Here is a 19,388-nt window from a genome sequence, read left to right as displayed (position 1 = left end):
CTCACAGCCTTGTCAATGTGATGGCTATCGCAAAAAATCAAAAATAAAAATGTATTTAAAATCAGATGCTTGATTGTTTTATAGTGATCTAAGTGTGATTTTTAGGCAAATTCTATCGCTTGGAAATAATTTTGAAATAAACTAAAAATAGTCTAATGGAAAAGTTAAACTTTTTAATAAAGGTTAATATGAGCATCTTAGAGTTACGTTCTATCACAAAAAACTATGGTGACTTCTTCGCGTCGAAAGACATCTCATTCGAAGTAAAAAAAGGCGAGTTTGTTACTTTGCTAGGCCCAAGTGGCTGCGGGAAGACAACCTTATTAAAAATGATTGGCGGTTTCCAAACCCCGACGAATGGCGACATTCTGATCAATGATAAAGTGGTTACGAAAGTACCGCCCGAAAAACGTGAAACCGCGATGTGTTTCCAATCCTATGCTCTGTTCCCACACCTGAGTGTCTCACACAACATCTGTTTCGGTTTGGTGCAACAAAAAATCGACAAACGCGAGCAGCACCAGAGGCTGGCAGATATTCTGGAACAAGTTGGGCTGATGGACCACAAGGATAAGCTTCCTGGGCAGCTATCCGGCGGTCAGCAGCAGCGAGTCGCTTTGGCCCGTGCCATGGTCACCCGCCCTGATATCATCTTGTTCGATGAGCCCTTGTCTAACCTTGATGCCAAAATGCGCGAAGGGGTGCGTTTTGAGATCAAAGAGCTCCAGCGCAAACATAACCTCACTTCGATCTATGTTACCCATGATCAAGCTGAAGCGCTTGCAATGAGCGATCGCATTGTGGTGCTCAACCATGGTCAAATTGAACAAATTGGCACGCCGGAAGATATCTATTATCGTCCAAACAGCCGCTTTGTGGCTGATTTCATTGGTGCAGCCAACATTCACACCGCTTTTGTCGAAGAAACGGAAGTGCCTGAAAGCTACACTATTAGCTGCAACATGGGCGAATTGGATGTTCAATCAGAAACGACTCCACGTGATCAGCAAGTGTATATCTGCTGGCGCCCTGAAGATGCCGTACTGTGTAAAGAAGGCGAGGCAAACAGCTTTGCAGTAACGGTTGACTCAACGGCATTCCAAGGTAACAACTTGGATGTCTTCGGTTGGGTAGGGGCAATGCAAGATCAGAAAGTACGCTTGCAGCTCAGTGGCCGTGTGACTGCCCGCAGCGGTGATGTCCTCCATGTGAAAATTCCAGCCCATTGTATCCGCTTCCTCGAAGAGGTGGGTGCATGAATCTCAAACCCTACTTGCTGCTGATCCCCGGGGTCGGCACCATTACCTTGCTGATGGGAAGTGCCCTCTATGTGGTGGTGGCACAGAGCTTTGGCATGTTCAGCATGATGGGAGAATCTAATCCGACCATTGAGTACTGGGTGACAATGCTCAATGACCCGATTTTGTGGCGTTCGGTGAGCTATTCCTTGCGTACCTCCATCTTGGGTACGTTAGGGGCAGTCACGCTGGCCTACCCGATTGCCTTGTGGCTACAGAATGATGTGCCGGGTAAACCTGCCATTATTGGTGTATTGCGAGCGCCGATGTTCGTACCGGGGCTGGTTGCCGCATTCTTGTTGATGAACGTGATTGCCTACCACGGCATTTTCAATGAATTGCTATTGACGCTTGGTGTGATTGATAAGCCAATGCGTTTGGCGAACGATGATTTCGGCTGGAGCATTGTGGTGCTGCAGATTTGGAAGAACTTGCCATTCGCGCTGATCCTCATCACCGGTGCGATAGCCAGTATCCGTACCGACTTGCTGGATGCCGCACTCGATTTGGGCGCGACGCGTTGGTCACGTTTTAAAAGTGTGATTTTCCCGCTAACTATTCCAGCCCTGCAAGCGGCTTCTATTTTGGTGTTCATTGGTGCGCTAGGTGATTTCTCGTTTGCCGCCGTTGCCGGATCACGCAGCAGTTATTCGTTAGCGATGCTAATGAATATTACCGCGACTCAATACTACGAATGGGAAAATTCAGCGGTGATCGCCATGGTTATCATGATTCTGGCGGGTATCTCTGCGGTGGTACTGACTCTTCTCACACAACCTTTCGCAACGCGTAAGAAACCGGTTATCCATTCGGAGGCAAGCAAATGAACCGTTTAAGACAACTGTCGAATACTCAGTTGGTGATGGCGATTTCAATCGGTTTCTTTGTACTGGTGAATATCGTTTGGTTGGGTATTCCGTTTGCAATGGCTATCCTGTGGTCGCTGGTGGATCCGGCACACCCATGGAGCTACCCGGATATCTTCCCTCAGGTACTGTCATTTGGCCGCTGGGCGGAAGTGTGGAACAACACTTCACTGCCTGAAGCTCTGCGAAACAGTTATACCGTTGCGCCTGCTGTGGCTTTGCTGACAATTACATTAGCGATGCCGACCGCCTATGCTTTTGGTCGAATGGAATTCAAGGGCAAGAAAATTGCCGAAATGGTGTCATTGCTCCCGATGGTGATGCCGTCGATGATTCTGGCGGTCTTCTTCAGTGCGATGCTGTTGGAGCTGGGTTTGACCGATCCGTATATCAATATCGTCATTGCCCACACGGTACTGGCTCTGCCTTACGCTATCCGCATTTTGTCGGCAGGGTTCAAGGCTATCCCGCAAGATTTGATTGATGCATGTGCTGATATGGGGACGGGCAAGATCGGTACCTTCAAGCATGCATTCTTGCCTATGCTTAAACCGAGTCTGCTGGCCTCGACCATTTTCTGCCTGGTGATCAGTATTGAAGAGTTCAACATGGCTTTCGTACTGGGTGCACCAGACTTTATTACGGTTCCAACTATCTTGTATTCGTTTTTGGGTTATTCCTTTATCCGTCCAGATGCCGCCGTGGTATCCCTGATTCTGGTGATCCCAAATGTATTACTTATGCTTTTAATTGAACGATTATTGAAAGGAAACTACCTGTCGCAATCTACGGGTAAAGCTTAATCCAGAGGATATTATGAAGAGAACATTGTTATCAGTGCTGTTTGCCGCTACTTCATTCTCAGCAATGGCCTACGACGTAAACCAGATGAGCTGGGAGGAAATTGAAGCCCAGGCAAAAGAAGAAGGTTCTATCACTTTCTCTGTCTGGTATTTGCAACCATCATGGCGACAGTTTGTGCAATCCTTTGAGGAAGATACGGGCATTAAAGTGCGTATTCCTGAAGGGACGCACGATGGTAACCGTAATAAGCTGCAGGCTGAAAGCCGTCGCGACAAAGGCTCAATGGATGTTGTGGCACTTGGGCCAACCGCTCTTAAAACGTTCAATATTGATAATACGTTGCTGAAGCTAGAGAAATTGCCAAGCTTCGATAAGCTGCAAACCAATGCTGAAGGTGTAAATAGTCAAGGTTATGGTGTGACGTTCTGGGGCAACCAGACCGGTATCGCTTATGACTCGGGCCGCATTGATGAGGCAGATCTTCCACAAACCTTCAGTGAAGTGGAAAGCTACATTCAAGACAACCCGCAAAACTTTGGGGTGAATGATCCAAATGGTGGTGGTGCTGGTCTGCGTTTCATTGAATCAACGATTCGCCATGTAAATGGTAACTTTGAAATGACCGAGAAGCCGGATCCGCAGGTAGTGAAGTCATGGTCCAAAACATGGGATTGGTACCAGTCGAACAAGGAAGATATCCTTATCACTGCGTCCAATGCAGATAGTCTGACCCGTATTAATGACGGTGAAATTATCATGGCACCGGCATGGGAAGATCATCTTGCCGGTTTGCAGAAACGTGGTGCGATCACTGACCGTATCAAGTTCTACATCCCAGAGTTTGGTATGTCTGGTGGCGGTAACTTCGTCACTGTTGCTAAGAACAGCCAGAACAAAGCGGCGGCTTTGGTGTTCATTAACTGGCTGACTTCACCGGAAGTACAAACGGCGCTGAATGCAGAGTTTGGTTCGGCACCGCAACACCCGGATGCGGATTCTTCGCAATCATTGTTACCGCAAGAAATGCGTGACCGTGCGACTGAACCGTTTAACTCTGAATATAGCGCAATGCTAAAACGACAGTTCACGCGCAATGTGCTGATGCGTTAGTAAAAACCAGTATCCGAATTCATTAATAAAGAGATTAAAATGAAAAAACTATCTTTAGCAATCCTTGCTGCTTCTCTTATTGCTGGTCCAGCATTCGCATTGACCGACGCAGAACTTGAGTCTGCAATTTCAGCAAAATTGGAAACGCAGCTAAAGGACAAGGCTGTTGCCGACTACACTGCTGAGTTCATCATGGAAAACCTGCTTACTTGGGAAGGGGAGCCGTTAGAGTTATCTGAAGCAGATAGTATTATGGCTTTTGCTTTTGGCAACCGCCTAATGGAAAATGGCAACCAAGTTCCTGGTCCAATGAACGAGCAACTGGCTGACACTGTCGTTGAAGTGTACAAAGCGACGGGCAAGCCTGTTTATGCTCAGTGGGAAATTGCACAGTCTATTGGTGACCGTATCCCAGCGGATAAGCTGTTCTCTATTAACCCAGTCATTGCAGCCGATGGAACGCTTACTTACCTAAGCTCAATCGGTGTTGCTGATACTGCCGTTCAAATGGCGGGCGGTGATCTTGGCAAAACAGTGGTTGTTGCATTCCGTGAACATAGCCTACGCACACTGACCACGGCAAAAGCATTTGGCATTGACGCTTACGCGCCAGCTGGTGTTGAGTTGCCACACAAGTATGATACCCAATCTGGACAAGGATGGACCCGTGATCAACAAACATTTGTTTTCCACGAGCTCACATACCGTAGCAAGGCAGAGCGTGATCGCTTAATTAAGGAAGCGAACAAGTAAGAACGTTCCACTACATTCTTGATAATGCATTTTAAGACAGAATGCGTACTTGCTTAGAATGAAAAATCCCTACCAGTGCTCTGGTAGGGATTTTTTTATTTGCGATACCGATTGTTATTTCTGCTGTGTTTAATGCTTGAATCCCTTTAACCAAGCTTGTTGGGCCTCAACCATTTCATTAAACATCTCATCGATCTGCGACAGGGTACAGATAGAGGCGGTAACAGGATCCAGTGCTAGTGCATAGCGGGCTGCCTCGAGGTTATGGCTTAGCGCGGCTTCGACAATCAACTCCTGGACTGCGGTATTGGTCTTGATCAAGCTGGCGCATTGGGTCGGCAGGCGATCCATGTGTTGAGGCTGCAGGCCTTTTTTATCGACCCAGATAGGCACTTCGACAACACAGTTTTGTGGCAGGTTATCGATGAGCAGGCCATCAGGCTGGTGGTTGGCGACATTACCGTTAATGCGAGTACGTTCACCGCTGATCATTGCGTTGATAAGTTTGGGCGCATTGAGCATATTAGGTGCGATAACAAATTTAGCCTTGCCTGCTAGCTGGGCATCGATTTCGGCTTTGCCTGCGGCATGAACCTGTTCTTCCAGTGCCAACAGGTTCCAGCGCTCAGGAAGGAAGTGGTTGATCATCTCTTCATTTTTCCTGAAATAGGGTACGTAATCACTGCAATGCCAGTGGTTTTCGGTACACCAATAGCCGAAGAACTTCAGCATTTCGCAACGTACACCGTCAGCCTGGTAGACTTTCGGATCATTGGCTATATCAGCAAGGTTTGCCAATAGATCCTTACCCTCTGCCTGCATTTTGGTTATCCAGGTCATGTGGTTTATCCCAGCAAACTCGTAATCGATATGCTCGGGGACTTCGTGGTACATCAGCCGTTGCCAGCGCTCAGGGGTAGAAGGGTGATCGACCCATGGGCCCTGCCTGAGATAGCCAGCCAACTGTGCTGCGGTGTAGCGTACGCCGTAACACAGGCCAACAGAGCGGATCGGGCTGAAGTCTTTGGCTGCCCAGGTAAGTGGTGCCAGTGGGTTGGCATAGTTAATAAAGATTGCATCGGGGCAGCTCTCTTCCATATCGCGTAAAATCGCCAGCATCGGTGGAATATGGCGCAGCGCACGGAATATTCCACCGGGTCCCATCGTGTCGCCAACTTCTTGGATAACGCCATACTTTGCGGGAATATTCATGTCCAGACGCCAAGGCTCCAAGCCGCCAACTTGAATGGCGTTGATGACAAAGTCCGCGCCTTGCAAGGCCTCTTTCTGGTTGGTGGACATCTTGACCGTCACCGGCACGTTGGCCTGTTCGATCATTTTTGCTACCACCTCGCCGCTTCGCGAGAGTACTTCGGGCTGGATATCCATCAGCACCAGGGTTGAACCTGCCAGTGATGGGTAGGACAGCAATGCGGAGCAAATCTGGCGGGTAAACATGATGCTGCCTGCGCCAATAATTGTTATTTGTGCCATATCGAATCCTTTTCTTTGAAAATCATTTACTGAAAACCAGCAATACACAGGACGAAAATGCGCCGTTAGGGTCTGGAAAGTAGCCTGCGCCACGTTCCTGAGTACTGCTTGAGTAGAATGCTGTGTACCACCAGAGAAAGGAGGATGATCACGCCGTAGATCAGGCGGGTCCAAAATCCGGCCAAACCGGCGCTGATTATGCCGGCTTCGAGAATACCAATGATGCAGGCGCCAAATAGCGTTCCTATCAGAGTGCCGCGTCCGCCTAACACCGAAGTCCCGCCGATAAATACCGAGGCAAAAACCAGCAGCATGTAGCCTTGTCCCTGATTCGGCCACCAACTGCTCATTTCCAGGCTGACAAATACCCCGACTAAGGCTGATATAGCGCCCATCTGCATGAAAAGCAGCATGCGGGTGCGTTCAACGGGCACGCCCATCATTTTCGCGGCTTTTGGGTTATCGCCGATAAAATTGACGTTGTCGCCAAATACATGCCAAGCCAGCAGCAACCATAGCAACAGCAGCAAAGCACCAGCCCATAGGACCTGTGCCGGGATAACCTCGGCGATACGCCCAACAAGCAGGCTATGTAGCTGGGTTTGGCGGATCTCGGGAATACTCATTGCGATACCGTCGGCAAGAACGGTTGTCAGGCCGCCGAGGAAGAACTGGGTGCCGATGGTGGCGATGATTGAGGGAATACGGAACACCACGACGAGGCAGCCATTGAGTACGCCACACACCGTCCCCGCAACCAATGCTCCGGCCAAGGCAATAACCGGTGATTGTGTTGCCTTGAACAGGGCGGCAAAGACGAAACCGCCGAGGGCGACAACCGATGGGAAGCTCATATCAATTTCACGGGCAATGATCAGCAACGTCAGGGCAAACGCCAGCATGGCCGTGAACGGGATCGTAGACATGAAAGAGGTATAAATACGCAGGTTAAAGAAGGTCTGCGGACTGAGGTAGGCAAAGATTGACCACAGGGAAACCAGTATCAATGCCGTCAGCGCTGGGATACGGTGGCGGGAAAGAAAAGTCATCATCATGCGCCCCTCCCAATCGCATCAAGCATTGCCCGGTGCAACGCTTCCTGCGTCATGTCGGCCTTATGGTATTCGGCCACGATTTGGCCTCTGTCCATTACCACAAATCTATCAGCGACCCGGAAGGCGTCATTCATGTTATGAGTGATTAACAGGCAGGCCCTGCCTTGCTCACGCAATGCTTCGATAAAACACAGCACCTTGTCGACTTCACCAACAGAAAGCGCTGTGGTTGGTTCATCCAAGATCACTACACTGGCATCAAAGAGCATGGCCCGGCCTATCGCTAAACCTTGTCGTTCACCGCCGGAAAGTAGGTTAACCGGTGCATCGATGTTGGCGCCGACGCCCCTGAAATCGAGTTTACGTAGCAGTGCTGAAGCTTGTCGGCGCTCTTCTTGTTGGTCGATAAAACCGAATTTGTTACGACGGTGGCGTCCTAGGAACAAGTTACGCCAAACACTTTGCTGCTCACCCAGCGAACCGGATTGATAGACAGTCTCAATGCCTAGCTGGCGTGCGATCTTTACGTTGTAGCTTTTCAAATCAACGGGTTGGCCACTGACTTTCATTTGCCCTTGTTGCAAATTACCTTGTTGTAAGGCTCCCTGCTCAATGGTCTCGGCACCGCTGATCAATTTGATCAGGGTGGATTTTCCGGCGCCATTGTCGCCAAGCAGGGCACAGACTTCGCCACGCCTCAGTGAAAAATGAATGTGTTTTAACGCGTGGACGGGGCCGAACCACTTGTTCAGCCCCGTAATTTCAAGCACATTGTCAGCCATTAACGAATGCCTTTGGCCGCAAGAGGTGCAATGAAGTCGATATTCGAGGCATTGACGAAACCCGCGCCGGTATTGATATCAAGGCCGGAAAAACCATACCGCTTGCTCAGCACCACCTGTACAACAGATAAGTAGCCCATCAGATAAGGCTGGCTGTCGGCTACAAGCTGAACATAACCTGTTTTGATTCCATCGGCGGTAGCAGGAGAGAGGCTAAAGCCTGCCACGAACAATTCGTGAGGTCGCACACCAGCGTTACGTAAATAGTTGCCCATCTGAGATGTAACTGCAGCATGATCGACCATGATTAATTTCACATCAGGGGTTCGGGCTAGGTAGGCAGACAGTACGCTGGTGCCGAGTGAAGGATCCTTGTCGACTTCAGGGGAAATTTGGATGAAGTCAACATTCAGTCCTGCTTGTTCAAGGGTGGAGATCAGACCTCGGGTGGAGTCGCTGCGCTCGGCGATATCTTTGATCCCCCACACCATGGCACGGTCTCCTGCTTTGAAATGCCCTTCGCGCAGCGCCTGATTGGCAAGCTGTACGCCGCGCTCTGCATTGCTGACGCCGACATAGCCAAATCCATCAGCTTGTTTACCAGCCATGGTTTCCGGTAGAGCGGTATCGACAGCGGTAACCTTAATGCCCTTGTCATAGGCTTCGTCGATTAATGGTTGGTAGGCGCTGTCGCCGGGGTGTCCCATTACAACAATCCCAGTCGGTTTTGCTGCCAGAGCTTGCTTGAAGTTCTCGACCATTTTCTGTGGCTGCCAGTCAGAATAGACAACCCGCAAGTCGACGCCGAGATCATCTGCAGCCTGAACCGCGCCATTTTGCACGACTGTTGCGTATGGGCCACCAACAGGGCCACCGACATCAAACCAAATTGACATGTCCTTGCCGGAAGGGGCGGCATTTAGCGATAGTGACGTTGTTGCGAGTAATGTGGCTGCGGTTAATGCAAGGCGGGATTTGCGTGTTTGATTGCAGAATAATGTCCTGATTTTGGTTGCCATTTTGGATACTCCAATGCTTCATATATACTAATTGCACATGATACTCCTACCATTGCTCATCAATATCAAAATAAAGCACTGAGAACTAAGATCTTATGGCATACCTTTTGTCGAAAAGTTTGACGGGTTTCTCAATCCGCATCAGTTAGTCGATGTTTGCTCAAGCCCCACCGACATCCATTCCCACCTGCGTTGTACCTCAAAGACTTTCTGATTGAGGATTATATCGCGTACATCAGCAACAAATTGCTGAAGTAGGGTATCTGATTCTCCCTTACGTGAGATCACCACCAGCTGTCGGGTCATGCTCGGCTGCGGAAGAGGGTGGCAATCGACGTGATCCAGTAAGTTAATCTGGCGAGCGAGGAAAGTGGGGGTTGTCAGCGACCAGCCCAGTCCTTCGGCGACCATGCCCAGCACATTGTCAGCTCGATCCAGTGAGTACTGGCTGCTGACATTGATATTTCGCCATTTCAGCCAGTTATTGGTTTGGGTTCCGGTCGGCGTCCAGTTTTCATAGCCGACATAGGGTTGGTTGTTGGCTAGTGCTTTGATATCGCGTTGCTTCCAGTCTTTAGGAGTGACGATGACATATTGCTCGTTTAGCAAAGGCATCATTGCCAAACTCTGCGGTACGTCCTGGTTCGACATTGTGATGATGATATCGCTCTTGCCTGCTTGTAGGGAGGCAAGCAACTCAGGCGCGGTGCCAGTAACCTGGTGGACATGGGCGACCTTGGGTTGCAAGTACTTGAGGATCTCGATGCCGGCCAATTGGGTGACAGAGTCCACCATACCTAGCCGTAACCGTGGTAATTTCCCTTTTTCTATCGAATGCATCCAGTCTTGCAGTTTTCGCGATTCGATCAGCAGCTTGCTACCTTGCTCATAGAGCTCTCGGCCAGATATCGTCAGCTGGATAGGGCGCTTGCTGCGGTCGAGCAGTTTGCTGTCCAGCGCCAGTTCAAGGCTTTGGATCAATTGGGAAACGGCTGATTGGGTCTGGTTGAGCTGTTTGGCAGCTTGGCTGAATGAGCCCGATTCGACCACAGAAATGAAAGTGCGTAACTGGCGGAGATCAAAAGCAATATTATCCATAACATACCGGCACTATAAGTTGAGCTAATAGTGTTCATTATATTCTCCACTGCTCATCAAGTACCGATCCACTTCAAATTTTCCTTACTTTATCTGAAATACAATTGCCTCAATTAAACAAATCAGTGGAATTGAGCAATGAGAAAAGAAGTTGATGTATTAGGGGAAATGATGTTGCCGGATGAGGCTTACTACGGCATCCAAACCCAAAGAGCGGTTGAGAACTTTGCGGTTTCCGGTCGTACAGCGGCACAAGTCCCTCATTATATTTGGTCGGTGGCTGCCATTAAGCAAGCGGCCGCGAAAGCAAACTGTCACATTGGTGCCTTGGATAAAACGGTTGCCGATGCCATTGTTCAAGCAGCTCAAGAAGTCATGGATCAGCGCTTCGATGACCAGTTCCCAATCGATGTGTTTCAAGGTGGTGGCGGTACATCGACCAACATGAATGCCAATGAGGTGATTGCCAATCGTGCCAACGAAATCCTAACGGGACACAAAGGCTATGAGGTGGTTCACCCTAACACCCATGTCAACATGGGACAGTCAACCAACGACGTGATCCCTGCGGCAATGAAGATGACTTGTCGGTTGAACCTGCATGCACTTATTGCCGAAGTCGCGGCACTTGAGGCCATGCTGGAACAGAAAACGCAGGCATTTGATCATGTCGTGAAGTTGGCACGAACTTGTTTGCAGGATGCGGTGCCAATTACCCTGGGTCAGCAGTTCAGCGGTTATCTTCACCAAGTTCGCCGTCTACGCCAAGCATTGATCACTGCCAATCAGCAAACATTGGATTTACCGCTGGGTGCGACTGCCGTCGGAACTGGCCTATCAACCCACGAAGGCTACCTCGAGCAGGTGTATGTAGAGCTTCAAGCTATTTCCAATGAGCCTTTTGTTGCCGAGGAGAACTTCTTCGACGGTTTGCAAAATGGTGATACTTACCTCGAAGTTGCTGCTCAATTGAAGAAGTTGGCTGCATTTTTGTCCAAGATGGCGACAGATTTCCGTATCCAAGGCAGTGGCCCTCGTGCTGGTTTCAATGAATTGTTTATTCCTGCTGTACAGCCGGGTTCAAGCATTATGCCGGGCAAAATCAATCCGGTTATGCCTGAGTTGATCAACCAGATCGCTTATCAGGTGATTGGTAATGATGTCGCTATCACTATGGCGGTAGAGGGTGGCGAGCTTGATCTCAATGTGTGGGAGCCGGTGATCATCAAATCCCTGTTTGAGTCTTGCACCTTGTTGACCAATGCGATCCCGCTGTTTGTCGAAAAATGCCTGAAAGACTTGCTACCGAATGAAGCGGTTTGCCGTGAATATGCTGAGAAAAGTACGGCACTGGCGACTGTGATTGCCACCCTATTCGGTTACAAAGTGGGTAGCAAAGTTGCGGTAAGGGCATTTGAAGAAAACCGCACTGTTCGTGACGTGGTATTGGATGAACAGTTGCTTACGCCAGAGCAAGCGGATTACCTGCTGGACCCGATGGTGATGACGGATCCAAAAGCCAGTGCGGCAGCTGTGAAGCGTTACCAGTCAGAAGTGAAAGCTGATGAGGCCGCTGTTTCAACAGCCACTACCTCGACAGATAGCGCAAAGGAAATGGCATGATGAGCACACCTCTATTGGCTCAAATCGCACGTTGGTGCATCAACCTCAAATGGCAGGATATACCCCAGCCGGTGGTTGAGGTGGCACGCACCGCACTGACCGATTATGTCGCGGTAACCATTGCCGGCAGCGAGATGCCGGTTGCCAAGAACATCCAGACTTTAGCGGCATCCAGAGTACCGGCAGGCCCTTGCAGTATTTTGGGGACAACCCAAACAGCCAATGCGGCCTATGCCAGTTATGCCAACGGGGCTGCCTCCCATGCCTTGGACTTTGATGATGTCAGCTGGGCGACGATTGGTCACCCGACTGTGACGGTTGCACCGGCTGCATTTGCACTGGCTCAGGAGCGCCAGTTAGGCGGTGACGCAATTTTACAGGCCTATATCGCAGGCGTTGAAGCCCAGCACCAGATCGCCCGTTGGCTGATGCCGGCATTGTCTCAGCAGGGCTGGCATACCACGCCGACGATTGGCGTATTCGGTGCCGCAGTAGCGGCGGGCTTGCTGATGGAGCTTGATGAAGAAACGCTAACCCATGCCTTGGCCATTGCGGCCTCGTCGGCATCTGGCGTGCGGGGTAACTTCGGCAGCCAAACCAAAGCCATGCATGCTGGTTTAGCTGCGTTCAATGGTGTTAATGCCGCTGAGCTGGCTCAAATTGGCATTACCGGGCAGCCAAACGTTATCGAGGCTGCCGACGGTTTCGGTCAGTGCTTTGCACTGCGCACTGATTTCTCTCAAGCCAAGATCACGCTGGGTAAGTATTGGGACCTGCTGGAAAACGGCTTGGTGTTCAAACAATACCCTTGCTGCAGTGGCAGTCATCCAGCTATCGATTGTTGGGATGAATTGTTGCAAGAGCGTCTGTTGGCGCCGGACGACATTGAGTTTATCCAGGTGGGTGCCAGCTTGTTGGGGCCGAGGGAGTTGGTTTGTCCTAACCCGCAAAATGCCATAGAAGCAAAATTCTCGATGCAGTATGCCTTAGCCGCCCGTTTGATTTACGGCGGGGTAGGGGGGGCAGAGTTTGATGATGCCAAAGTGCAGGATGAACGGATTCAGGCCCTGATGGCAAGGATCCAGATGCGGGTTGATCCGGAGCTGGAAAAGCTCGGCTTTATTGGTACAGCACCTGTCAAAATCTGGGTAACCCTGACCTCTGGCGAAACCCTCTCGATTGCTAATGACCTTGCCAAAGGCAATCCGGAAAAGCCCCTTTCAACCCAAGACATTGAGAAGAAATTCACGGCCTGTGTAGCGGCTAAAGTCGGCGAGGGGAAATGCCGTCAGTGGTTAGCGTTACTGGCTCAATTTGAAACGGCCAGCAGTGCCGACATGAATGAACTCCTGAAAATATAACGGGAGCGGAGGTATCCAATGATTATTATCCATGCGTGTTTACTATTAGGTGCAATTATTCTTGCCGCCCGCCTGGGCGGGATCGGGGTCGGTTTGGCTGGTGGCTTGGGGATGGCGATTGCAGTCTTTGTCCTAGGCTTGCCGCCGGGGGATATCCCGGTGTCAGTGATCTTGATTATTATGTCGGTGATCCTGGCGTTGTCTGTGATGCAGCAGGCGGGTGGGATGAGCTACATGGTCAATGTGGCCGAACGTATGCTGCGTAACCACCCTCGTCATATCAATATTTTGGCACCAGCCACGACATTCGTTCTGACAACCTTGGCAGGGACAGGTTATACCGCCATGTCGGTGCTTAACGTAATCCAGCAAGTTGCCAAGGAAAATGGAGTGCGCCCAAGCCAGCCATTGAGTTCGGCGGTGGTCGCATCACAAATCGCCATCACCGCTTCGCCTATCTCGGCGGCAACCGCGGCAATGTACGTCGTCGTTGAACAAATGGGTGTTAGCTTCGGTACGGCGTTGAGTGTGATTATGCCGGCGGCGTTGTTTGGGGTTATCGTGGCATCCTTTATTGCCAGCCGACAAGGTTGCGAGCTCAAAGACGATCCTATTTTCCAAGAGCGTGTAGAAAAAGGGCTGGTGAACTTTACCCCTGAACAGCAGAAGCATCAGGCGCCATCAGAAGAGGCGAAGCGCTCGGTATGGTTGTTCCTCGCTGGTGTTGTCTTCATTGTCGCTTTGCTGCTATTCAAGCCAATGCTAGGCCATGATCTGGGCTCGCGCGATATCATCGTTATCGTGATGCTGCTGGTCAGCTTCGTTACCGCCATGGTTTGCAAGGTGCCACTGACTTCTATTAAGAAAGCCCCTATTTTTGCCGATGGTGCCGAAAGCTTGGTGGTTATCTTGGGTATTGTATGGCTCAGCGCGACGATTATCGGGGTGCATATCCCATCCATTGAAGCGGTGGCTGGTGGTGTACTGGAGCAGTACCCAGCGTTGTTAGCGGTCGTATTCTTCGGGACATCGGCACTGCTGTTCAGCCAAGGGGCAACCAGTGCACTGCTTATTCCGATTGCGGCTGCTTTGAATGTGGATCCTGCAACGATTCTGGCGAGCTTTGTGGCCGTGAGTGCGCTGTACATGACGAACATCTACCCGACAACGGCATTTGCTATTGCCACCGATGATACCGGTTCATTCCTGAGCCGCCGCTGGAACGGCTGTTACATCGTTAACCACCCGTTCTTCCTTCCGGGCATGCTAGGCATTGTTGCTGCGGTACCGTTTGGTTTCCTATTGGCGAGTATGTTGGTTTAGTGAAGTAGATTGAGCGAATAGGCTCTGAGTGGAAAGCCCCAGCAATGTCATTGCTGGGGCTTTTTGTATTCGTTGGGCTGATGGATCCCGTCCATCAGAGATTAATCAGGTGCGAACGAGATCAGCTCTCGTTGCCGAAGTTGTAGTGGATGAAGCAAGCGGCTCCAGAGATCAGAGTTGCGAGTGAAAAAATAACAAATCCCATACGTTTCTCCCTTCAGGCTCATAAGTCTAAATAACTTCAAAACATGACTTATCAGTACCACGGCTGATGGGGCGGGAACATCATTTTTGATTGATCTGTCATCAATGATTCGCCCTTGCTCACAGATCACGATATTTTACACTAATGTTAATAGCGATATCTGTCTCCTAGAAGCGTTTTGTGTTGACTAGTGGCAGGGTGATGAAATCAATCTACTGCTAGTCAATGGTTCGATGGCCTCACCAGAGAGCTATTTCATTGCCCAAGCTTGGCCACCATCTCGAACGCCAACTTCACCGCCTCTTCTATCAATAAACTATCCGGGGTCGTGATATACGAAACGGTAAAGGTGAGGGGATTGGGAGTCCACTCTGAATCGATAATTGTCAGGCGTCCGTCTTCGAGCTGCTCTTTTATGACCTCCTTGGGCAAGGTCGCAACCCCGACGCCGCTTTCTACCAGTTTCACGCTGGCTGAGAGGGCACTGACTGAGTAGTACTGGACCGGATGGATTTTCTGCCCGGTAAAGTGGCGGTTTATTTCGTGGTAAGGCACGGTGTTACGGGCGTAGGTAATGATTGGCCAACGCGTAAAGGCTTGGGTTGAGCTGGTAGCACTCAATTCAAGGTCTGGGCTGGCGACCCAGTAAAGGGGATATTCACAAATGACATGGTTGATGACTGCAGGCTCAGATATAGGGCCTAGCAGGATGGCGATATCAATATTATGCGCGAGCAGCTCTTTGCTTAGGTTGACCGTTGCATCAACGATCAGCTCGACTTCGACATCTGGGTATTTTTCGTTAATAGAAGCGAGAAACTGAGGTAACCAAGTGTGAACAACGGTTTCAGAGACGCCGATCCGCAATAATCCTGATAGCGCACTGGCAGCATCGGCTTTATAGCAAAGCTGGGCGGTACTGTTGAGGATATTTTCGGCGAAGGGGAGTAACTCCCGTCCTTTGGCTGTAAGTGTGACTGCCCCCTTGTCACGGTTAAACAGTGTCGTGTTCAGGCTATGTTCGAGATTACTGATCCGGGTGGAGATGGCTGGCTGGGTGGTGCACAGGTGTTCGGCTGCGAGGCGAAAGCTTCCGAGGTTGGCGATCCACACAAAGGTTTCCAGCTGTTTTAGGTTCAGCATCAGGTCACTCCCTTCATTCCATTAAGGTATTTACAGCCAATCTTTTATGTCGACATAAATATTTTTTATCAATATACCCAAAAAATCACGAATAGACATTATCTAAATAAGCCGTATCTTTACTTGGTGTTAACAATTTAATTACCAAGGAGCGGTCACATGCCAGAGTCAGTATCACAACTCCCTCTTCCTGCGTTGCGCCAGCGTATTCGTGAAAATGCGTACACCGGCTCGACAAGTGGTTTTGCCAAGGGGTACCTGCAAGCCAATCTCGTGATCCTGCCCGCCGAATGGGCCAATGATTTCTTGCTGTTTTGCCAGCGCAACCCTGTGGCTTGCCCGTTGATCGGTATGACCGAGCCGGGTGAGAAGCACCTTGCGGCGATCGGTTTAGATATTGATATCAGCAGCGATGTGCCTGAATACCATGTGTTTTACGATGGTCAGTTTGAACAAGCCGCGGCTGATCTATCTCAGCATTGGCGTGATGACTTGGTGACGTTTGTTTTGGGATGCTCATTCTCGTTTGAAGAGGCCATGCTGCAAACCGGTTTGCGGGTGCGCAATATCGACCAACAGTGCAATGTTTCGATGTACGACACGAGCATCGCCTGCCAGCCAGCAGGGCGTTTTCAAGGCAACATGGTGGTATCGATGCGCCCATTCACGCCAGCCGATGCGATTCGGGCTATTCAAGTGACGACTCGCTTCCCTAAAGCCCATGGTGCCCCGGTTCATTTCGGTGATCCTGCCGCCATTGGCATCGCTGATATCAATGCCCCCAATTATGGCGATGCCGTAGAAATCAAACCGCAGGAAGTCCCGGTATTTTGGGCATGCGGTGTCACTCCCCAGAATGTCATGCGTAACAGTAAGCCGCCGTTTTGTATCACCCATGCGCCGGGCAAGATGTTGATCACCGACAGGCTCAATGACGAGTTCGCCTTCCTTTAGGCCACATAAGGAGCTAGGCAAGAAGCCAGACAAGGAGATAACAATGAAAATTAACTGTGATATGGGCGAGAGCTTTGGCTTATGGCAGCTAGGCAGCGATGAGCAGGTGATGCCTTATCTGGATATGGCCAATATCGCTTGCGGTATGCATGCCTCTGACCCGGTAGTGATGAAGCAGACTGTTCAGCTGGCCAAGCAACATGGGGTCATGGTTGGGGCGCACCCCGGTTATCCTGATTTACAAGGCTTTGGTCGCAGGCATATGGCAATGAGTCAAGATGAGCTGATTGCCTTCTTCATCTACCAGCTTGGTGCACTGCAGGCGATCTGCCAGAGTGAATCGACAGCGCTGGAGTATGTGAAGCCCCATGGCGCACTCTATAACGCCATGATGAAAAACGATGAGGTTTTTCAGGCGTTACTGTCTGGGATGAAGCAATATAATCCCGAGTTGCCTCTGGTTGTGATGGCTGTACCGGATCATGCCCGTTATCAAGATCTCGCTGCGACGTATGGCATTAAGCTGTGGTTCGAAGCCTTTGTTGATCGGGCTTATGGCGATGATGGGCGCTTAACACCTCGCACGGTCGCTGGCTCTAGTCATAGCTCGCTGGAAAAAATTGAACAGCAGGCCTTGCAGCTTATCGAAGATAAAGCGGTGACCACCTTGTCAGGTAAGACCGTGGAAATCCATGCCGATACCCTGTGTATTCATGGCGATGGACCATTATCACAGCCTACCGCACAGTTGTTGCATGCGAGGTTGAATGGCCTATGAGGATGTCCCCAGTCAACGAAAACACGGTCATGGTGTATTTTTCAGACGCGGTTAGCCCTGCGACAGCAGAGCAGATAGCAGCGGCATTACCTGTGATCCAGACTCACCTAGGGAGATATGTGGTTGATATTGTCCCTTCCTACACCTCTATTTTGATTAGCTTTGATCTCGTTGCAATTGGGCTGCGTGAGTTTAGCCAGCGGCTGCAATGGGTGCTGGCACAGTGCAACCATGCAGCGTCGAGCAGTCAGGTGAAGACCATTGAGTTACCGGTTTACTATGGCCCAGAGGTGGCGCTGGACGCTGAAGAGATTTGCGCGCATACCGGACTGACATTCGAAGAGGTGATCCAAATCCATGCCTCGACGACCTACCGTGTGTATGCCATCGGTTTTGCGCCGGGATTTGCCTATTTGGGCAATACCGATCAGCGGATTGAAATCCCACGCAAGCAAACACCAAGGTTGAAAGTGCCTACCGGCAGTCTGGCGTTAGCTGACCGCCAAACCGCTATCTATCCAAAACAGTCTCCGGGTGGCTGGCAGGTGATTGGCCGTACCCCGGTTAACCTGATCGATTTTGAGCGAGAAAACCTCACGGTATTTGAGATGGGCGCACAGGTCTCTTTCATCCCGGTTGATAAGGCGACATTCCTTGATATGGGCGGTGCCCTACTGCCTGAGGAAATCGCACAGGTAAGGAAGGTGGCATGACACTTCGAATTTTAACCCCTGGCCCGTTGAGTTTGCTGCAAGACCTTGGTCGCTTTGGCTATCAGTCTATTGGGGTCAGCACGGGTGGACCGATGGATGAACATGCTTTCCTTTGGGCTAACCGTCTATTGGATAACGATCGCAATGCTGCGCAAATCGAAGTGACGATGGGGCAATTTAGCGGCGAATTTTACGCCGCAACAACCATCGCTATTACCGGTGCCGATATGGCGGCAACGCTAAATGGTCAGCCGATTGTTCCTTGGCAGTCATATACAGTCAAGCAAGGCGATAGGCTGGCACTGAGGGGAGCTAGGGCGGGGATGCGGACTTATTTAGCGGTGAAGGACGGGTTCAAGGTGCCGAAGCCGCTAGATAGTTGCGCGACAGTTATCCGGGATGAGCTAGGCGGCATGCAAGGCTGTGGTGAAAAACTCAAGGCTAAGGACTTACTGCGTTACTCAGTCAGTAAGCCCATGCTCACCAAGCGGGTTCCGCACCAGTTTATTCCAAGCCATAGCCAGACATTAACCCTTGAGGTGATCCTCGGCTATCAGTATGAGGATTTCTCTCCCCAGCAGCGTGAGCGATTTTTTAATTCTACCTATACCCTGACACCGCAGATGGATCGGATGGGCTGCCGTTTATCGGGAGAGGCGATTGAATGCCAGCGTGACAAGTTGGTATCGGAAGGCATTGCCCTTGGCGCAATTCAGATCCCTGCTGATGGTCAGCCGATTGTTTTGCTAAAGGATAGGCAGACGATTGGTGGCTACCCAAAAATTGGCTGCGTGACGGCGAAGGGGGTGAGCCAATTGGCGCAGTGCCTACCGGGTGCTGAAATTCGGTTCGTGGAAAAAGATCTCTATCAGGCAGAGGCCGAGCGGATGATCGAGCAAGAGTTCTTCCAAGGATATGTGGGAAAGCGACGGGCACCGGCACTAGCCAGCGCAGAATAATTAGTACCAAATGCAGCATTAGGATGTCGCTGCAATGAACAATTACAGGA

At 50.4% G+C, this 19,388-nt stretch carries 18 protein-coding genes; 12 read left to right on the top strand and 6 right to left on the bottom strand.

The genetic code is table 11. The annotated features are described in order from the left end of the window. Positions 1-188: 188 nt before the first annotated feature. The 5 genes from L4D79_RS08700 to L4D79_RS08680 are packed head-to-tail and all read left to right on the top strand — an operon-like array spanning position 189 to position 4,831. On the top strand, positions 189-1,259 hold the full coding sequence (locus L4D79_RS08700) for an ABC transporter ATP-binding protein (protein WP_428650049.1): 1,071 nt from the start codon (positions 189-191) through the stop codon (positions 1,257-1,259). Next, complete coding sequence (locus L4D79_RS08695) at positions 1,256-2,125, top strand: ABC transporter permease (RefSeq protein WP_428650046.1); 870 nt, start codon at positions 1,256-1,258, stop codon at positions 2,123-2,125. Before L4D79_RS08700 ends, L4D79_RS08695 begins: the two co-directional genes overlap by 4 nt. Next, positions 2,122-2,967, top strand: a complete 846-nt coding sequence (locus L4D79_RS08690) for an ABC transporter permease (protein WP_428650043.1) — start codon at positions 2,122-2,124, stop codon at positions 2,965-2,967. Before L4D79_RS08695 ends, L4D79_RS08690 begins: the two co-directional genes overlap by 4 nt. Before the next feature lie 13 nt (positions 2,968-2,980). Continuing rightward, complete coding sequence (locus L4D79_RS08685; RefSeq protein WP_428650040.1) at positions 2,981-4,078, top strand: extracellular solute-binding protein; 1,098 nt, start codon at positions 2,981-2,983, stop codon at positions 4,076-4,078. A 39-nt stretch (positions 4,079-4,117) separates the two neighbouring features. Then, the gene (locus L4D79_RS08680; protein WP_428650037.1) at positions 4,118-4,831 is read left to right on the top strand and encodes a hypothetical protein; all 714 of its coding nucleotides are present in this window, start codon (positions 4,118-4,120) and stop codon (positions 4,829-4,831) included. Between the two features lie 129 nt (positions 4,832-4,960). Here L4D79_RS08680 and melA read toward each other — a convergent pair whose 3' ends face one another. The 5 genes from melA to L4D79_RS08655 form a co-directional block, all read right to left on the bottom strand. Then, positions 4,961-6,325 (bottom strand): alpha-galactosidase, encoded by a 1,365-nt coding sequence (melA, locus tag L4D79_RS08675; RefSeq protein WP_428650034.1) that lies wholly within the window; start codon positions 6,323-6,325, stop codon positions 4,961-4,963. Positions 6,326-6,390: 65 nt separating this feature from the next. Continuing rightward, positions 6,391-7,380: an ABC transporter permease gene (locus tag L4D79_RS08670; RefSeq protein WP_428650032.1), complete on the bottom strand. Its 990-nt coding sequence runs from the start codon at positions 7,378-7,380 to the stop codon at positions 6,391-6,393. After that, positions 7,377-8,162 (bottom strand): ATP-binding cassette domain-containing protein, encoded by a 786-nt coding sequence (locus L4D79_RS08665; protein ID WP_428650029.1) that lies wholly within the window; start codon positions 8,160-8,162, stop codon positions 7,377-7,379. The genes L4D79_RS08670 and L4D79_RS08665 overlap by 4 nt, the downstream gene beginning before the upstream one ends. Then, positions 8,162-9,181 carry a sugar ABC transporter substrate-binding protein gene (locus L4D79_RS08660; RefSeq protein WP_428650026.1) on the bottom strand — a complete coding sequence of 340 codons (1,020 nt, stop codon included), beginning with the start codon at positions 9,179-9,181 and terminating at the stop codon, positions 8,162-8,164. The genes L4D79_RS08665 and L4D79_RS08660 overlap by 1 nt, the downstream gene beginning before the upstream one ends. A 141-nt stretch (positions 9,182-9,322) precedes the next feature. Then, the gene (locus tag L4D79_RS08655; protein ID WP_428650023.1) at positions 9,323-10,279 is read right to left on the bottom strand and encodes a LysR family transcriptional regulator; all 957 of its coding nucleotides are present in this window, start codon (positions 10,277-10,279) and stop codon (positions 9,323-9,325) included. Positions 10,280-10,417: 138 nt separating this feature from the next. Between L4D79_RS08655 and L4D79_RS08650 the strand changes: the two genes are divergently transcribed. Genes L4D79_RS08650 through L4D79_RS08640 form a run of 3 tightly spaced genes read left to right on the top strand, consistent with a single transcriptional unit; the run spans position 10,418 to position 14,586 of the window. Further along, positions 10,418-11,902: an aspartate ammonia-lyase gene (locus L4D79_RS08650; RefSeq protein WP_428650021.1), complete on the top strand. Its 1,485-nt coding sequence runs from the start codon at positions 10,418-10,420 to the stop codon at positions 11,900-11,902. Continuing rightward, positions 11,899-13,263: an MmgE/PrpD family protein gene (locus tag L4D79_RS08645; RefSeq protein WP_428650018.1), complete on the top strand. Its 1,365-nt coding sequence runs from the start codon at positions 11,899-11,901 to the stop codon at positions 13,261-13,263. The genes L4D79_RS08650 and L4D79_RS08645 overlap by 4 nt, the downstream gene beginning before the upstream one ends. Before the next feature lie 18 nt (positions 13,264-13,281). Next, entirely contained in the window at positions 13,282-14,586 is a 1,305-nt protein-coding gene (locus L4D79_RS08640; RefSeq protein ID WP_428650015.1) for an anaerobic C4-dicarboxylate transporter, read from the top strand. Positions 14,587-15,046: 460 nt separating this feature from the next. Here L4D79_RS08640 and L4D79_RS08635 read toward each other — a convergent pair whose 3' ends face one another. Beyond that, positions 15,047-15,934, bottom strand: a complete 888-nt coding sequence (locus tag L4D79_RS08635) for a LysR family transcriptional regulator (protein WP_428650011.1) — start codon at positions 15,932-15,934, stop codon at positions 15,047-15,049. A gap of 159 nt (positions 15,935-16,093) precedes the next feature. On the opposite strand from L4D79_RS08635, the gene L4D79_RS08630 reads away from it, so the two are divergent. The 4 genes from L4D79_RS08630 to L4D79_RS08615 are packed head-to-tail and all read left to right on the top strand — an operon-like array spanning position 16,094 to position 19,338. After that, entirely contained in the window at positions 16,094-16,888 is a 795-nt protein-coding gene (locus L4D79_RS08630) for a putative hydro-lyase (protein ID WP_428650008.1), read from the top strand. Positions 16,889-16,931: 43 nt separating this feature from the next. Further along, positions 16,932-17,666: a 5-oxoprolinase subunit PxpA gene (locus L4D79_RS08625; RefSeq protein ID WP_428650006.1), complete on the top strand. Its 735-nt coding sequence runs from the start codon at positions 16,932-16,934 to the stop codon at positions 17,664-17,666. Next, the gene (pxpB, locus tag L4D79_RS08620) at positions 17,663-18,379 is read left to right on the top strand and encodes a 5-oxoprolinase subunit PxpB (RefSeq protein ID WP_428650003.1); all 717 of its coding nucleotides are present in this window, start codon (positions 17,663-17,665) and stop codon (positions 18,377-18,379) included. The genes L4D79_RS08625 and pxpB overlap by 4 nt, the downstream gene beginning before the upstream one ends. Further along, entirely contained in the window at positions 18,376-19,338 is a 963-nt protein-coding gene (locus L4D79_RS08615; RefSeq protein WP_428650001.1) for a 5-oxoprolinase subunit C family protein, read from the top strand. The genes pxpB and L4D79_RS08615 overlap by 4 nt, the downstream gene beginning before the upstream one ends. The last annotated feature ends 50 nt before the right edge of the window (positions 19,339-19,388 follow it).

Source organism: Photobacterium satsumensis (assembly GCF_050336935.1).
Lineage (GTDB): Bacteria > Pseudomonadota > Gammaproteobacteria > Enterobacterales > Vibrionaceae > Photobacterium > Photobacterium satsumensis.
The sequence above is the reverse complement of the archived record's forward strand: the minus strand, read 5'-3'. Positions and strand labels throughout refer to the sequence as shown.

Coding starts and splice junctions, on each gene's coding strand:
- L4D79_RS08700 (WP_428650049.1), top strand. CDS start 189: ATGAGCATCTTAGAGTTACGTTCTATCACAAAAAACTATGGTGACTTC.
- L4D79_RS08695 (WP_428650046.1), top strand. CDS start 1,256: ATGAATCTCAAACCCTACTTGCTGCTGATCCCCGGGGTCGGCACCATT.
- L4D79_RS08690 (WP_428650043.1), top strand. CDS start 2,122: ATGAACCGTTTAAGACAACTGTCGAATACTCAGTTGGTGATGGCGATT.
- L4D79_RS08685 (WP_428650040.1), top strand. CDS start 2,981: ATGAAGAGAACATTGTTATCAGTGCTGTTTGCCGCTACTTCATTCTCA.
- L4D79_RS08680 (WP_428650037.1), top strand. CDS start 4,118: ATGAAAAAACTATCTTTAGCAATCCTTGCTGCTTCTCTTATTGCTGGT.
- melA (WP_428650034.1), bottom strand. CDS start 6,325: ATGGCACAAATAACAATTATTGGCGCAGGCAGCATCATGTTTACCCGC.
- L4D79_RS08670 (WP_428650032.1), bottom strand. CDS start 7,380: ATGATGATGACTTTTCTTTCCCGCCACCGTATCCCAGCGCTGACGGCA.
- L4D79_RS08665 (WP_428650029.1), bottom strand. CDS start 8,162: ATGGCTGACAATGTGCTTGAAATTACGGGGCTGAACAAGTGGTTCGGC.
- L4D79_RS08660 (WP_428650026.1), bottom strand. CDS start 9,181: ATGGCAACCAAAATCAGGACATTATTCTGCAATCAAACACGCAAATCC.
- L4D79_RS08655 (WP_428650023.1), bottom strand. CDS start 10,279: ATGGATAATATTGCTTTTGATCTCCGCCAGTTACGCACTTTCATTTCT.
- L4D79_RS08650 (WP_428650021.1), top strand. CDS start 10,418: ATGAGAAAAGAAGTTGATGTATTAGGGGAAATGATGTTGCCGGATGAG.
- L4D79_RS08645 (WP_428650018.1), top strand. CDS start 11,899: ATGATGAGCACACCTCTATTGGCTCAAATCGCACGTTGGTGCATCAAC.
- L4D79_RS08640 (WP_428650015.1), top strand. CDS start 13,282: ATGATTATTATCCATGCGTGTTTACTATTAGGTGCAATTATTCTTGCC.
- L4D79_RS08635 (WP_428650011.1), bottom strand. CDS start 15,934: ATGCTGAACCTAAAACAGCTGGAAACCTTTGTGTGGATCGCCAACCTC.
- L4D79_RS08630 (WP_428650008.1), top strand. CDS start 16,094: ATGCCAGAGTCAGTATCACAACTCCCTCTTCCTGCGTTGCGCCAGCGT.
- L4D79_RS08625 (WP_428650006.1), top strand. CDS start 16,932: ATGAAAATTAACTGTGATATGGGCGAGAGCTTTGGCTTATGGCAGCTA.
- pxpB (WP_428650003.1), top strand. CDS start 17,663: ATGAGGATGTCCCCAGTCAACGAAAACACGGTCATGGTGTATTTTTCA.
- L4D79_RS08615 (WP_428650001.1), top strand. CDS start 18,376: ATGACACTTCGAATTTTAACCCCTGGCCCGTTGAGTTTGCTGCAAGAC.